The sequence below is a fragment of the Pseudomonas sp. MONT-RG-20F-20-E-7-02 genome, assembly GCF_022662395.1.
Lineage (GTDB): Bacteria > Pseudomonadota > Gammaproteobacteria > Pseudomonadales > Pseudomonadaceae > Aquipseudomonas.
This window is the reverse complement of the sequence record NZ_JAKNQN010000015.1, coordinates 26,443-40,698: the sequence shown is the minus strand read 5'-3', so window position 1 is coordinate 40,698 and position 14,256 is coordinate 26,443. Positions and strand designations below refer to the sequence as shown.

Sequence of the window (14,256 nt, the reverse complement as noted above, 5' to 3'; positions counted from 1 at the left end):
GCGATTTATGTCCATCTACAACAAGCTTGACCTGACTGGCTGGAAACCCCGGCAACTGACGTCCCAGGAAGTGCGCTTCGCCACCTGGATCGCGTTTTTCGCCTGGGTGTTTGCGGTGTATGACTTCATCCTCTTCGGCACCTTGCTGCCGGAGATCGGCCGGCACTTCGGCTGGGGTGAAGTGGAGCAAGCTGAAATCGCGACCTGGGTGGCGGTGGGCACGGCAGTGGTGGCCTTTGCGATTGGCCCGGTCGTCGATAAGTTGGGGCGGCGCAAAGGCATTATTTTCACCGTGGCCGGTTCCGCGCTGTGTTCGGCACTCACCGCGATTGGCGGGGCGTGGGGCAAGTCGCCGTTGATTCTGATCCGTTCGTTGGGCGGCCTGGGCTATGCCGAGGAAACCGTCAACGCCACCTATTTGAGCGAGCTGTATGGCGCCTCCGAAGACCCGCGACTGACCAAGCGTCGCGGGTTTATCTACAGCCTGGTGCAGGGCGGCTGGCCGGTCGGTGCGTTAATCGCCGCCGGGTTGACCGCACTGTTGTTGCCGATCATCGGCTGGCAGGGCTGCTTCATCTTCGCGGCGATCCCCGCGATTGTGATTGCAATCATGGCGCGCAAGCTCAAGGAGAGCCCGCAGTTCCAGATTCACCAGCGCATCAGCGAGCTGCGCAAAAGCGGCGCAGTGAAAGAAGCGCAAAACGTCGCCGTGACCTACGGCGTCGACTATGACGAGCACAGCAAGGCCGGCCTCAAAGCCGCCTTCCGCGGCCCGGCCCGCCGCGCCACGCTGGTGATCGGCGCTGCGCTGTTGCTCAACTGGGCGGCGATCCAGGTGTTCAGCGTGCTGGGCACTTCGGTGATCGTCAGCGTGCACCACATCTCGTTCGAGAACTCGTTGATCATCCTCGTGCTGTCGAACCTGGTGGGCTATTGCGGTTACCTGACCCACGGTTGGATGGGCGACAAGATCGGCCGTCGCAACGTGATTGGCCTGGGCTGGATGCTCGGCGGCCTGGCGTTTGCCGGCATGCTGTTTGGCCCGAGCAATATGCCGATGGTGGTGGGCCTGTACAGCCTGGGCCTGTTCTTCCTGATCGGGCCGTACTCGGCGGCGCTGTTCTTTATCAGCGAGAGTTTCCCCACCAGCATCCGCGCCACCGGTGGCGCGATCATCCATGCCATGGGCCCGATTGGGGCGGTGGTGGCAGGTTTTGGCGCCACCCAAGTGTTGTCCGCCGGCAGTGACTGGCAGACCGCCGCGCTGTGGTTCGGCGCGCTGCCGTGCTTCTTGTCCGGCGCGCTGATGTTTGCCGCCCGCCATGTGCGCCCGGAAACCGTTCAGTAAGGAGTGTGTGATGAGCCGTAAAGTTGCCTTGATTACCGGTGCCGCCAGCGGCATCGGCCAAGCCCTCGCCGTGGCGTATGCACGCAGCGGCGTGGCGGTGGTGGGCGGGTACTACCCGGCCGACCCGCATGACCCGCACACCACCGTGGCCTTGGTGGAAGAGGCGGGCGGCGAGTGCCTGATGTTGCCGCTGGACGTCGGCAACAGCGCCTCGGTGGACGCGCTGGCCGAACAGGCCGTGCAGCATTTCGGCCGCCTCGATTATGCGGTGGCCAACGCGGGTTTATTGCGCCGCGCACCGCTGCTGGAAATGACCGATGAGCTGTGGAACGAGATGCTCAATGTCGACCTCACGGGGGTGATGCGCACCTTCCGCGCAGCGACGCGGCATATGCAGGAGGGCGGCGCATTGGTGGCGATTTCGTCGATTGCCGGTGGCGTGTACGGCTGGCAGGAGCACAGCCACTACGCGGCGGCCAAGGCCGGCGTGCCGGGGTTGTGCCGGTCGTTGGCGGTTGAGTTGGCGCCGTTGGGGATTCGTTGCAATGCGGTGATTCCGGGGTTGATCGAGACGCCGCAGTCGTTGGATGCGAAGAATTCGTTGGGGCCGGAAGGCTTGGCGAAAGCCGCGCGGGCGATTCCGTTGGGCCGGGTAGGGCGGGCGGATGAAGTGGCGTCGCTGGTGCAGTTTTTGACCAGTGAGGCGTCGAGTTATCTGACCGGGCAGAGCATCGTTATCGATGGTGGCTTGACCGTGCGCTGGCCCGACTGACTGTACGCGGTTAAAAAAATGTGGGAGCTGGCTTGCCTGCGATAGCGGTGTTTCAGCCCCACATGTACTGACTGATCCGCCGCTATCGCGGGCAAGCCAGCTCCCACAGGGAACGTGTTTGTTTTAGGAGATTTTGTATGCCTCAACTGAGTAACCGCCGTGCCGTCATCACCGGCGCCGGCAGCGGCATCGGTGCTGCCATCGCCCGTGCCTATGCCGCCGAAGGCGCGCGCCTGCTGTTGGCCGACCGCAATGCCGCCAGCCTTGCCGAAACCGCCATCACCTGCCGCAACCTCGGTGCCGAGGTGTTTGAATGCCTGGCGGATGTCGGCACGGTCGAAGGTGCCCAGGCCAGTGTCGACCGCTGCGTCGAGCACTTTGGCGGCATCGATATTCTGGTCAACAACGCCGGCATGCTCACCCAGGCGCGTTGCGTCGACCTGTCCATCGAGATGTGGAACGACATGTTGCGTGTCGACCTCACCAGCGTGTTCGTCGCCAGCCAGCGCGCCTTGCCGCACATGCTGGCGCAGCGCTGGGGGCGGATCATCAATGTCGCCTCGCAACTGGGCATCAAGGGCGGCGCCGAGCTGACCCATTACGCTGCGGCCAAGGCCGGGGTGATTGGCTTCACCAAGTCGCTGGCGCTGGAAGTGGCCAAGGACAATGTGCTGGTCAACGCCATCGCGCCGGGCCCTATCGAAACGCCGCTGGTGGGCGGCATCAGCGAGGACTGGAAACGCGCCAAGGCTGCCGAATTGCCTTTGGGCCGCTTCGGCCTGGCCGATGAGGTGGCGCCCACCGCCGTGCTGCTCGCCAGTGAACCGGGTGGCAACTTGTTCGTCGGCCAGACCCTGGGCCCGAACTCCGGCGATGTCATGCCATGAGTGAGGTGTAGCCATGTGCGGACTCTGCGGTTTACTCGGCGAAGACCTGCATTGGAGCGACCCCTTGGGCGATGAACTGCCCCGGCGCCGCGAGCGCCTGCGCCGGATCGCGGCGATCAACCAGGTACTGGCGGTGTTCCGGCTCAAGGTCGAGGACTTTCAAGGCGCGTCTTATCTGCTGTTGGGCGCCACCGGCAAGCAGGCATTGGCGAGCGGTTTGGATCAACTTTGGCTGGAGGCGGAAAGCATGCTCGGCCGCCCGTTGGATCCGCTTGATCCGCAACTGCTCGATCACTTGGAGTCATCATGAGCATTGCCCTCAATGTCATCACCGGCTTCCTCGGCAGCGGCAAAACCACCTTGCTCAAGCGCCTGCTGCAAGGCGAAAGCCTCGGCGACACCGCGTTGCTGATCAACGAGTTCGGCGATGTCGGTATCGATCACCTGCTGGTGGAAGAAGTGGCGCCTGACACCGTGCTGCTGCCCAGCGGCTGTGTCTGTTGCTCGATTCGTGGCGAACTCAAAGACGCGTTGCTCGGCCTGTTGCAGCGGCGTGAGCGTGGCGAAATCCCGGCGTTCAAACGGGTCATCCTGGAGACCACCGGCCTGGCGGATCCGGCGCCCATCCTCGCCACCCTGAACAACGACGTGCAACTGCGCGGGCGTTTTCATATTGGCTTGGTGATTACCCTGGTCGACGCCAGCCACGCCACGCTGCAGGAGCGCCTGCACCCGGAATGGCTGGCCCAGGTGGCGGCGGCTGACCGCTTGTTGCTGAGCAAGACTGACCTGGCGGGCGACAGTGCAGCCCTGCGCGCGCACCTGCAGGCACTCAACGCCGGCACGCCGATCCTCAATACCGATGAGATTCACAGTGGCGATCAATTGCTCCTCGGCGAGGGTTTGCGCAGTGCCGAACCCGCCGTCGAAGTCAGCCGCTGGCAACTGCATCAAACCACCACCGCTACCCACGGCGCGGCGCAGGTGTGCTGCCTGAACTTCGACCAGCCGCTGGACTGGGTGGGTTTCGGGGTGTGGTTGTCGATGCTGTTAAGATGCCACGGCGAACGAATCCTTCGCGTCAAAGGACTGCTCAACGTGAACGCAAGCCTGGCCCCCATCGTCATTCATGGCGTGCAGCACTGCCTGCATGCCCCGGTGCACTTGCCCGCGTGGCCGGGCGCCGACCGCCAGTCGCGGCTGGTGTTTATCCTGCGTGGCCTCGACCCGGCGCTGCTGCGGCGGTCTTTCGAGGTGTTCTCCCGGCGGTTCGCCGCATGATCACATTGCGCGTGCTGGGTACGTCCGTGACCTTGCTGGAATGCTTGCGCGTGCGCGCTGAGCACGAGTTGGGGATTCGCCTGGTGTATCAGGTGCACGATGTGGCGCAGGCCCAGCGCATCGCCGTGATGCAGCCTGAAAGCTACGACCTGTATGACCAGTGGTTCCACAACGTTGACTTCGTGTGGCCGGCGCGGGCGATCCAGCCTATCGACACGCGGCGCATTGCGCTGTGGCACGAGATCAACGACCTGCCCAAACGCGGGCGGCTGTCGGCCAACGACCGGCTGGGCAGCGGCAGTGTGCCCAGCGAGCGCTTGTTTGTGCAGCACGACGGCAGCCTCGGCAGTACGGTGACCGAACGCATCAGCATGTTGCCGCTGACCCACAATGCCGACAGTTTTGCCTACCGCCCCGAGCGGTTGCCCGAAGGCTTCAGCCACGGCAATGAAAGTTGGGGCTGGCTGCTCGACCCGGCGTGGCGCGCGCGCACCGCGCTACAAAGTGATGCCGCGATTGGTGCGCTGGATGCCGCGCTGGCGGTGCAGGGCGCGGGGCTGGCGCAGTTCGGGGACGTCGGCAATATGAGCATCGAAGAGATCGACGTGCTCGCCGACATTCTGGTACGCAAGCAAAAGGAAGGGCACTTCGCGGCGTTCTGGTCGGATGATGAAGAGGCGGCGCAGTTGATGCTCAGCCCGAGCATTGATATCCAGAGTTTATGGTCGCCGACCTTGATGCGCTTGCACCGGGCCGGGGTGAAGTACCGGCTGGCGGTGCCCCGCGAAGGCTATCGCGCGTGGTTTGGTGGCTTGTCATTGTCGCGCCATGCCCAGGGGCCGGTGTTGGATGCGGCGTATGCCTATCTTAATTGGTGGTTGTCGGGGTGGCCGGGGGCGGTGATGGCGCGCCAGGGCTATTACATCGGCAACCCGGCGCGTACGCGGGATCATTTGAGCCGTGCCGAGTGGGATTATTGGTATGCGGGGTTGCCTGCTCGGGAAGAGTTGCCTGGCAGTGACGGGTTGCCGTTGATTGATATCGGTGACGTGCGCGATGGGGGCTCGTATGAGCAGCGTATGGGCAACATCGCCGTGTGGAATTCGGTCATGGACGAGCACAATTACCTGGTGCGGCGTTGGGGCGATTTTATGCGCGCTCGCTCTTTGTAAGACTGTTTCGCCAATAAAATGACAAGTGGCCCCAGTATTTACTGAGGTTTACTTATCCTGGCTGCCAGCTAATCTGCTAAAACCAAACACTCACTAAAAATGGATGTTTTTTTGACGTCAGGTTAGCAGCCGCCGGGAATGCGTATGAAAAAGGGACGAATCGGCAAAGAACGGCGAACGCTGCCAGAGGGCACGGCCATGAAGTGGCGCCACACCTTCCAAACCCGTATTGCCGGGGTGTTGGCGCTGTTGCTGCTGGTGGTCGTGGCCGCCACTTACTTTGCCGTCCAGGCTGCCACCACGCGGGCCGTGGAAAACCAGGCTCAGGTGCAACTCAAAACCGGCAGCCAAGTGTTCGAACGCTTATTGGACCTGCGCGGGCGTCGCCTGCAATACGGCTTGGATTGGCTGACGGCCGATGGCCCCTTCAAACAGGCGGTGATCGAGGGCAAGGATGAATCGATTCTGACCGCGCTGCGTCGGCATGGCACCGGCCTGCGAGGCAGTGAAGTGTTTGTGCTGGGCCTGGATGGCAAGGTGATGGTCAGCACCTTGCCCGTGCTGACACACGGCCAGCCATTTCCCTATGAGGTTGCCTTGCGCCATGCGCGGCGCAGTGGCCAGCAAATGCTCATTGTCGCCCTGGACGGCCAGCCCTATTTGCTGGTGCAGAAGGACGTGCTCGACCCGGAGCCTATCGCCCGTGTGGTCATGGGGTTCCCGATGGACAAACTGTTCGCCAACGAACTGCGTTCCATGAGCAACCTCGAGGTGTCGTTTCTCAGCGTGCAGGACGGCCGCGTCGGCGAGCTGTTCAGCACCCAGCCCGAGGCGTATCAGGCCGCGATTATCGAAACACTGCACCAGGCGCACCTCAACCCTGAAGCGCAGATCACGCTGTTCCACGGGCGACGCGTGCTCAGCCAGGTATTGCCCCTGGCCAACACCGGCGATGGCGATGAGGTGCGCGTGTTGCTGCAAAGCCCGCTCGACCATGCGCTGGAATCCTTTGCGCCGTTGGACCGGCAGTTTCTCGGGATTGCCCTGGCGGTGCTGCTGGTGTCGCTGGCGGGCGCGTTGTTCCTGGCGCGGCGCGTCTCGCGTCCGCTGAATGCCTTGGTCGAGGCCGCCGAGCGAATCGGTGCCGGTGACTATCACACGCCGGTGCGAGTCCGCAGCCACGATGAGTTCGGCTTGTTGGCCCGTGCGTTCAACGCCATGCAAAGCGGGATCGCCATGCGCGAGCGGCAATTGGCCCATAACGCCCTGCATGACCCGCTCACCGGTTTGCCCAACCGCGCCCTGGCCATGGAGCGCCTGGGCAGTGCGATCAGTGCGCGCAGGCCGGTGGTGTTGCTGTACCTGGGGATTGAAAACTACCGGGTGATCAACGAAGGCTTTGGGCCCCAGGGCGTCGAGCAAATGCTGCGCGAAGCCAGTCGATGCTTGTCCATGAGCCTGTTGGCCAGCGACACCGCAGCGCGCATCGCCGGCAGTGAGTTTCTGCTGTTGCTGGAAAACACCGAGGTCGACCGCGCCGTGGCCCGCGCCGACCGTCTTTACGGGCTGCTCACTGAACCCCAACGCATCGGCAACGATGAAGTGCGCCATGAAGTCAGTATCGGCATTGCGGCCTATCCTGCCGATGGCCAGCAGGTCGAAGAGCTGATCAGCCGCGCCGCAATTGCCCGGCATGATGCGGCGAGCCTGCCCGGGCATTTGCAGATCTACCAGCAGGACCGCGACCTGGCGCACCAGCGCCAGATCACCCTGATCCGCGACTTGCGCCGTGCGGTAGTCGAGGGCGAATTGTTCCTGTGTTATCAGCCCAAACTCGACCTCAACCACGGCCATGTACGCCAGGCCGAAGCCTTGCTGCGCTGGCAGCATTCGACCCTGGGCCAGGTGTCACCTGCCGAGTTCATCCCCTTGGCCGAGCGCACCGGCAGCATGAGTGGCCTGACGCTGTGGGTGATCGAAGAAGCCATCCGCCAGATCGCCGACTGGGCGCAGCGCGGCTTGCACATGCAGCTTTCGGTGAATATTTCGGTGGACGATTTGGCCGATGATGACCTGGCCATTCGCGTCACCGCGTTGCTCATGCAATACCAGGTCTCGGCCGAGCAGCTGCTTTTCGAAATCACCGAAAGCGCGATCATGCACAACCCGCAACAGGCGCTGAGTGTGCTGGAGCAACTGCGCGCCTGCGGCATCAGCCTGTCGGTGGACGACTTTGGCACCGGCTATTCATCGCTGGCGCAACTGCAGCGTTTGCCGGTGCAGGAGTTGAAGATCGACCAGTCCTTTATCCGCAACCTCGACAGTGCCAGCGGCGACGGCGTGATCGTAAGGTCGACCATTGAAATGAGCCACAACCTGGGGCTTAAAGTGGTGGCGGAGGGCGTGGAGTTCGAGGCCAGCCTGAAGCTGCTCAAACAGTGGAAGTGCGACACGGCCCAGGGTCACCTGATCAGCCGGCCGTTAAATGCCATGGCGTTCGAGCGGTGGATGCGGCGTGCGCGTTGCCTTGTAAACCCACTCGCCTGAACCCCCTAAACCCTGTGGGAGCGGGCTTGCCCGCGATGGCGGTGTGGCAGTCAAACAATCTGTTTCTCTTGCACCGCCATCGCAGGCAAGCCAGCTCCCACATTGAGTAAACATGGGCACAAAAAAAAGCGGCTACCCATCAGGTAGCCGCCTTTGTTTTACCACCGGTTAACGCTTAGTCCGGCAGTTTGAACGCCATCACATAGTCACCCTGCTTGGTGCCCAGCGAGCCGTGACCGCCGGCCATGACCAGCACGTACTGCTTGCCGTCCTTGCCGGTGTAGGTCATCGGTGTGGTTTGCGCGCCTGCAGGCAGGCGGCCTTCCCACAGCTGCTTGCCGTTTTTCACGTCATAGGCGCGCAGGTACTGGTCGAGGGTGCCGCTGAGGAAGGCCACGCCACCGGCGGTGGTGAATGTACCGCCCAGGCTAGGCACGCCCATGGTCAGTGGGATTGGTACCGGCGAGCTGTCGCGCACGGTGCCGTTCTTGTGCATCCAGATGGTCTGGTGGTTGGTCAGGTCGACCGCGGCCACATAACCCCACGCCGGCGCCTGGCACGGCAGGCCCAGAGGCGACAGCAGCGCTTCGAGGATCACGCCGTACGGCGCGCCTTTGTTTGGCTGCACGCCTTCGGTTTCGCTGACACGTGGGCCTTGTTTGGCGATGTCGGCGGCCGGGATCAGTTTCGATTTGAACGCCATGTAGCTCGGGTTCACGAAAGCAATCTGGCGCACTGGGTCGACGGAAATGCCACCCCAGTCGAACACGCCGAAGTTACCTGGGTAAACGATCGAACCTTGCAGCGATGGCGGGGTGAACGGACCGTCGTAGCGCATGGATTTGAAATCGATCCGGCACAGCATCTGGTCGAACGGGGTCACGCCCCACATGTCGCGTTCTTTCAACGGCGGCGGCATGAAGTTCAGGTCGGACTTCGGTTGGGTTGGCGAGGTGTGATCACCGGCCACTGCGCCTTGCGGTACAGGGATTTCGTTGATCGGCACCACCGGCTTGCCGTTGCTGCGGTCCAGCACGTAGATGCTGCCTTGCTTGGTCGATGCCATGACCGCTTGCTTGACGCCGTCAGCGGTCTTGATGTCGATCAGCGAAGGCTGGCCGCCCACGTCCATGTCCCACAGGTCGTGGTGAGTGAACTGGAAGGTCCACTTCACGTGGCCGCTGTCGATGTCCAGGGCGGTCAGGCCGGCGCTGTATTTTTCCGAGTCTTCGGTACGGTCGCCGCCGTATTGGTCGGGCATTTGGTTGCCCATCGGCAGGTAGAGCATGCCGAGTTTTTCATCGACGCTGAACATGGACCACATGTTCGGCGAGTTGCGGGTGTAGGTCTTGCCCTCGGCCAACGGGGTCGTGTCGTCCGGGTTGCCGCTGTCCCAGTTCCACACCAGTTTGCCGGTGTGCACGTCGAACGCGCGGATCACGCCGCTAGGCTCGTCGGTGGAAACGTTGTCGGTGACGTGACCGCCGATCACGACCAGGTTCTTGGTCACGGCCGGTGGCGAGGTGGAGTAGTAACCGCCTGGGGCGAAGCTGCCGATGTTGGCACGCAGGTCGACCTGGCCTTTGTCACCGAAGTCTTCGCACATCTTGCCGGTGTCGGCGTTCAGGGCGATCAGACGGGTGTCGGCAGTCGGTACGAAAATGCGTTTCGGGCAAACGGCACTGACCGGAGCAGCGCTGGCGCTGCCGGTTGGGCTCTGCTCGGAAGCGTACACGGCGTCATCGTGATACGACACGCCACGGCAGGTCATGTGCGCCCAACCTTTGAAGTTCGCGGCACCTTCGGTGCTGATCTTCGGGTCGAAACGCCAGATTTCCTTGCCGGTATCCGGGTCCAGGGCAATCACCTGGCTGTGCGGCGTGCACACGTAGAGCATGCCGTTGACTTTCAGCGGGGTGTTTTCCGCGGTGGTTTCACCGGGATCGCCTGGGCCAGGAATGTCGCCGGTGCGGAAGGTCCACGCCGGCACCAGTTTGTGGGCGTTTTCCGGGGTGATCTGCGCCAGTGGCGAGTAGCGATCACCGAAAGCCGAACGGCCGTAGGAATTCCAGTCGCCATCGGCCTGGGTCGGCGCGGCGCTGGCCATGCCCGGTACGGCGTCGCGGTCCAATTGGCCGGTCTTGACCATCTCACCCGGGTTGGTGAATTGGCTGGCCAGGGCGGTAGCACCGGCGAGCACCACAGCCACGCTCAGGGCGCCAGTGCCCAGCGGCGCGGGTTGGCCACGCAGCAACGGACGGCGAAACCACGGCAGCAACAGGACGATGCCCAAGGCGAACAGCAGGGCCAGGCGCGGCACCAGCTGCCACCAATCCAGGCCGACTTCCCACAGTGCCCACACGGTGCTGGCGAACAACACCAGTGCGTACAGGCCCAGCGCAGCGCGGCGGGTGGCCAGCAGCAAAACGCCGGTGAGGGCGATGCCGATACCGGCCAACAGGTAATACAGCGACCCGCCGAGCATGCTCAGCTTGACGCCGCCGGCCAGCAAGGCCAGCCCCATGATCAGCAGCAAGACGCCTAGCAGCCTGGGCAGCAGGCGGCTTGGGCTTGAAGCACCATCAGTGCTCATAGTGTGTTTCTCCGTGACGTTGGAATTATGTAACCCCGTGCTTCACTGTAGATGACGATTCGGCGCGGGCTTGGTTCAGCGTTATTTGGGTTTTTCTGGGGAAACCGTGGTTATCCACCGGCGGGCGATTTATTCCCAGGCGCAGGTCGGTGTAAGACAGCGCTGTCTTTGAAGAGAGGTACGTTTGGCAAGATGGGATCGACCGCGGGCGTGAAACGTTTCAGTTTGTTGCGGCAAGGATAAAGCGCTGATGCGCCAAGAGAAAGCGCAAATCGCAAGATGCATCATTTCAGTTTTGGTAACAGTGACAGAACGTCGCGCGACAGATCGTTCCCACGCTCTGCGTGGGAACGCCTTTTGTGACGCTCTGCGTCACGGTTTACAGGACGGACGCGGAGCGTCCAGGGCGGCATTCCCACGCGGAGCGTGGGAACGATCAGTACAGAGTTAGAAGGTGGTGCGCACGCCGAATTGCACACTGCGCCCCGGTGCCGGGGCGATATCGCGCAGGATCGAGCTGGCATACCGCACGGTTTGGTTGGTCAGGTTTTCGCCATTGACGAACGCCAGCCATTGGCTGCCGCCGACATTGAAACGGTAACCCGCGCTGGCGCCCAAGGTGGTGTAGCCATCGGTGCCGCTTTCGTTATCCGGCACACGCCCTTGGCCTGCCGCGTGTTCCACATCGATACGCGCCTGCCAGCGGTCCAGTTCCCAGAGCAAACCGCTGTTCAAACGCAGTGGAGCGATGCGTGGCAAGGCTTCGCCGGTATCCAGATTGGTAGCGCGGGTGTAGTCGCCTGACAGCTCCAGGGCGAACTTGCCGTAGGCGCCTTCGCCGAGCTTCCAGTGATCCTGGGCTTCAAACCCTGCGAAACGTGCGCGCACGCCGGAGTAGGTGTACTCGGGGATGCCACTTGCGTCCTCTTCACCTTCATCGTTGAGCGTACGACCGGTGCCCAACAAGCCGATGTAATTGGAGAAGCGGCTGTAGAACACGCCGAAGCTGCCCTTGTGGGTGCCATTGTCAAAGCGCAACGCCAGGTCGCTGGACACGGCTTTTTCTTTCTTCAGCTTGGCGTCGCCCAACTCGTAAGTGCCGGTGGCCACGTGGGCGCCGTTGGCATACAGCTCGTAGAAGGTTGGTGCGCGCTCGGTGTAGCCCAGGGTTGCGGCCAGCGACCAGATGGGCGTGAGGGTGTACACCGCGCCCGACGACAGGCTGCCGGCGGTGAAATTGTTGGTTTTGTCGGCATTCGCAAAACGCGCGTTGCCCTTGGCGTCCGGGTCGACACTCGTATGTTCCAGGCGCCCGCCGAGGCTGAGCTTCAGGCGTTCGGTGGCCTGCATTTCCTCGAGGATAAACAGCGCGCCGGCGTTGGTGTCGGTCTGCGGCACGAAGGCTTCTTCACCCAGGGCCGAAAACTCGTTGCGGGTCACCTGCGCGCCGACCACGCCGTCGAACGGGCCGATGGGCTGGTGGCGCGCTTCAACACGCGCCTCGTAACCCTTGTTCTTGAACACCGTGCCGGTTTCGCCGCCTTCAATTTCGCGGTGCTCATAGTCGGTGTAGCCCGCGTCGAGTTTCACCGAGGTAAACGGGCCTTGCAGGTTGCGGATCTCGGACGCAAAGGCGTAGTGATCCTGCTTCATGCGGATGCGCACATCCTGCTCGGCGGGTGAACCGTAATTGGCGTCGTAGTTGCTGTAGGACAGCCCGGCGTAACCGTCGTCCCAGGTGTAGGAACCGCCGACGGCGCCGCCGTCCTGGCGCCCGTCGCTATTGCCCAGGCGGCCATTCTTGCCGGGGCCGTCTTCGGTTTCGGGGGCGTGGCGGCTGCGTGCAAAGCCTGGGATTTTCAGGTCATTGAATTCCCGCGCATTCGCGTCCAGGTGCAAGGCGAAGGTGCCGTTGCCGGCTTCCAGTTTGCCGGCGCTGCTGCGGGTGGTGTCGGCGCCGCCGTAGCGTAATTCACCGGCACCGTGGATGCCTTCGATGGCTTCGGTGGGGATGCGGTTATCAAACGTGTTGACCACGCCGCCGATGGCGCTGCCGCCATACAACAACGCAGCCGGGCCACGCACGATCTCAACGCGCTCGACATTGACCGGGTCCAGCGGCACTGCGTGGTCGTAGGACAGCGACGACGCATCCAGCGCGCCCACACCGTTGCGCAGGATGCGAATGCGGTCGCCATCCTGGCCACGAATAATGGGCCGGCTGGCACCCGGGCCGAAATACGACGACGACACACCCGGCTGCTTGTTCAGGGTTTCGCCGAGGCTGCCTTTTTGTTGCAGCGTGAGGTCATCGCCTTCCAGCACGGTCGTCGGCGAGGCGAGTTGTTCACTGCCCAGCGGGTTGCCGGTGATGATTTGGGGTTGCAACTCAAGGGCGTGGGCTTCGGAGCAGATCAGCAAGGCGGCGGCGAGCGGGGTCAAGCGCCACAGAGAAGAGAGGGACATCGGGACATTCCTTGGCAAAACGGCAGAAAAAGAGAAGGCTTAAAACGGTATCGAGAACGTTACTTTTGATAAGTATCGTTACAATATAACATCTCTTTTTCGCCGTGAAGGGGAACTTTCTACTGCTGGTCGTTCCCACGCTCTGCCTGGGCATGCATTCCGTGACGCTTATTTCGAAGCGGGACGCAGAGCGTCCCAGGCAGCATTCCTACGCGGAGCATAGGAACGATCATGCGTCTACAGTGAATGCAGTGCTTCCACCGGTACGCCCCGTCGGCTAAGGTGCGCGGCTGTGTTTCCTCTTTTTGCAAAAGGCCTGGCATGACCGCGACAAGCAATGACCCACTCCACGGCGTGACCCTGCAGCACGTCCTCACCACCCTGGTGGAACACTACGAATGGAGCGGGCTGGCCGAGCGTATTGATGTGCGCTGTTTCAAGAGCGACCCGAGCATCAAGTCGAGCCTCACGTTCCTGCGCAAAACCCCCTGGGCGCGTGAGAAAGTCGAAGGCTTGTACGTAAAATTGATGCGCACCAAACGCCCGCTGGATTGAACCCGTGAAGCGTTTTATCGCAACGGCGGCGCTGGCCGGCTGGGTCGGGCTGGCGATTCAGCAATACCTGATTTTCTATTCGCGCTGGGAAGCGGGCGCCAGCCTGCTGGGCGGGCTGATCAACTTTTTCAGTTTCTTCACTGTGCTGACCAACACCCTCGTCGTGGTGGTGTTGAGCTATGCGCTGGTCAATCGGGAGTGCGCCGCGAAGCGGTTTTTTCTCGCGCCTCACATCAGCAGTGGCATTGCCGCGAGCATCATCGTGGTGAGCCTCGCCTACAACCTGCTGCTGCGGCATTTGTGGAGCCCCACCGGCTTTCAATTTATCGCCGACGAATTGCTCCACGACGTGATGCCGGTGCTGTTTGTGGTGTATTGGTGGCGCTGTGTGCCCAAGGGTTTTTTGCGTTTCAAACACATTGGCGGCTGGGTGATCTACCCGCTGGTGTACTTCGCTTATGTGCTGCTGCGCGGGCATTTGCTCGGGCAATATCAGTACCCGTTCATTGACGTGGACGCCCTCGGTTATCCACAAGTGTTTGTGAATGCCGGGGGGATTTTGGCGGGGTTCATCGTGATTGCATTGGCAGTAGTGGGGCTGGATAAAATCTTGCAGCCAACCCGACATTAAATGT

At 62.3% G+C, this 14,256-nt stretch carries 11 protein-coding genes; 9 read left to right on the top strand and 2 right to left on the bottom strand.

Going from position 1 to position 14,256, the window contains the following annotated elements; all coding sequences use genetic code 11:
* Positions 1 to 7: 7 nt before the first annotated feature.
* The 7 genes from L8I05_RS27975 (at position 8) to L8I05_RS27945 (ending at position 8,007) form a co-directional block, all read left to right on the top strand.
* Positions 8 to 1,348, top strand: a complete 1,341-nt coding sequence (locus L8I05_RS27975) for an MFS transporter (RefSeq protein ID WP_069786160.1) — start codon at positions 8 to 10, stop codon at positions 1,346 to 1,348.
* Positions 1,349 to 1,358: 10 nt separating this feature from the next.
* Positions 1,359 to 2,120, top strand: coding sequence for an SDR family NAD(P)-dependent oxidoreductase (locus L8I05_RS27970; RefSeq protein WP_242175988.1), 762 nt, complete (start codon positions 1,359 to 1,361; stop codon positions 2,118 to 2,120).
* 137 nt (positions 2,121 to 2,257) lie between these two features.
* The gene (locus L8I05_RS27965; RefSeq protein ID WP_242175984.1) at positions 2,258 to 3,007 is read left to right on the top strand and encodes an SDR family NAD(P)-dependent oxidoreductase; all 750 of its coding nucleotides are present in this window, start codon (positions 2,258 to 2,260) and stop codon (positions 3,005 to 3,007) included.
* A gap of 13 nt (positions 3,008 to 3,020) precedes the next feature.
* Positions 3,021 to 3,317, top strand: a complete 297-nt coding sequence (locus L8I05_RS27960; protein ID WP_177016381.1) for a hypothetical protein — start codon at positions 3,021 to 3,023, stop codon at positions 3,315 to 3,317.
* Positions 3,314 to 4,288: a GTP-binding protein gene (locus L8I05_RS27955; RefSeq protein ID WP_242175977.1), complete on the top strand. Its 975-nt coding sequence runs from the start codon at positions 3,314 to 3,316 to the stop codon at positions 4,286 to 4,288. Before L8I05_RS27960 ends, L8I05_RS27955 begins: the two co-directional genes overlap by 4 nt.
* Positions 4,285 to 5,460 (top strand): PotD/PotF family extracellular solute-binding protein, encoded by a 1,176-nt coding sequence (locus tag L8I05_RS27950; RefSeq protein ID WP_242175975.1) that lies wholly within the window; start codon positions 4,285 to 4,287, stop codon positions 5,458 to 5,460. The genes L8I05_RS27955 and L8I05_RS27950 overlap by 4 nt, the downstream gene beginning before the upstream one ends.
* Positions 5,461 to 5,658: 198 nt before the next feature.
* Positions 5,659 to 8,007, top strand: coding sequence for a GGDEF domain-containing phosphodiesterase (locus L8I05_RS27945; RefSeq protein WP_242176114.1), 2,349 nt, complete (start codon positions 5,659 to 5,661; stop codon positions 8,005 to 8,007).
* 175 nt (positions 8,008 to 8,182) lie between these two features.
* Here the strand turns inward: L8I05_RS27945 and L8I05_RS27940 are convergent, their stop codons facing one another.
* Positions 8,183 to 10,600 carry a glucose/quinate/shikimate family membrane-bound PQQ-dependent dehydrogenase gene (locus tag L8I05_RS27940; protein WP_242175965.1) on the bottom strand — a complete coding sequence of 806 codons (2,418 nt, stop codon included), beginning with the start codon at positions 10,598 to 10,600 and terminating at the stop codon, positions 8,183 to 8,185.
* Between the two features lie 447 nt (positions 10,601 to 11,047).
* A complete protein-coding gene (locus L8I05_RS27935; RefSeq protein WP_242175955.1) occupies positions 11,048 to 13,066 on the bottom strand; it encodes a TonB-dependent receptor in 2,019 nt (672 codons plus the stop codon).
* 321 nt (positions 13,067 to 13,387) lie between these two features.
* Here L8I05_RS27935 and L8I05_RS27930 point away from each other — a divergent pair, with 321 nt between their 5' ends.
* Positions 13,388 to 13,621 carry a VF530 family protein gene (locus tag L8I05_RS27930; RefSeq protein ID WP_010212838.1) on the top strand — a complete coding sequence of 78 codons (234 nt, stop codon included), beginning with the start codon at positions 13,388 to 13,390 and terminating at the stop codon, positions 13,619 to 13,621.
* 4 nt (positions 13,622 to 13,625) lie between these two features.
* A complete protein-coding gene (locus L8I05_RS27925) occupies positions 13,626 to 14,252 on the top strand; it encodes a Pr6Pr family membrane protein (RefSeq protein ID WP_242175942.1) in 627 nt (208 codons plus the stop codon).
* Positions 14,253 to 14,256 lie beyond the last annotated feature (4 nt).

Excerpts from the sequence above, each read along its gene's own strand:
- L8I05_RS27975 (WP_069786160.1), top strand. The coding sequence starts at position 8 with ATGTCCATCTACAACAAGCTTGACCTGACTGGCTGGAAACCCCGGCAA.
- L8I05_RS27970 (WP_242175988.1), top strand. The coding sequence starts at position 1,359 with ATGAGCCGTAAAGTTGCCTTGATTACCGGTGCCGCCAGCGGCATCGGC.
- L8I05_RS27965 (WP_242175984.1), top strand. The coding sequence starts at position 2,258 with ATGCCTCAACTGAGTAACCGCCGTGCCGTCATCACCGGCGCCGGCAGC.
- L8I05_RS27960 (WP_177016381.1), top strand. The coding sequence starts at position 3,021 with ATGTGCGGACTCTGCGGTTTACTCGGCGAAGACCTGCATTGGAGCGAC.
- L8I05_RS27955 (WP_242175977.1), top strand. The coding sequence starts at position 3,314 with ATGAGCATTGCCCTCAATGTCATCACCGGCTTCCTCGGCAGCGGCAAA.
- L8I05_RS27950 (WP_242175975.1), top strand. The coding sequence starts at position 4,285 with ATGATCACATTGCGCGTGCTGGGTACGTCCGTGACCTTGCTGGAATGC.
- L8I05_RS27945 (WP_242176114.1), top strand. The coding sequence starts at position 5,659 with ATGAAGTGGCGCCACACCTTCCAAACCCGTATTGCCGGGGTGTTGGCG.
- L8I05_RS27940 (WP_242175965.1), bottom strand. The coding sequence starts at position 10,600 with ATGAGCACTGATGGTGCTTCAAGCCCAAGCCGCCTGCTGCCCAGGCTG.
- L8I05_RS27935 (WP_242175955.1), bottom strand. The coding sequence starts at position 13,066 with ATGTCCCTCTCTTCTCTGTGGCGCTTGACCCCGCTCGCCGCCGCCTTG.
- L8I05_RS27930 (WP_010212838.1), top strand. The coding sequence starts at position 13,388 with ATGACCGCGACAAGCAATGACCCACTCCACGGCGTGACCCTGCAGCAC.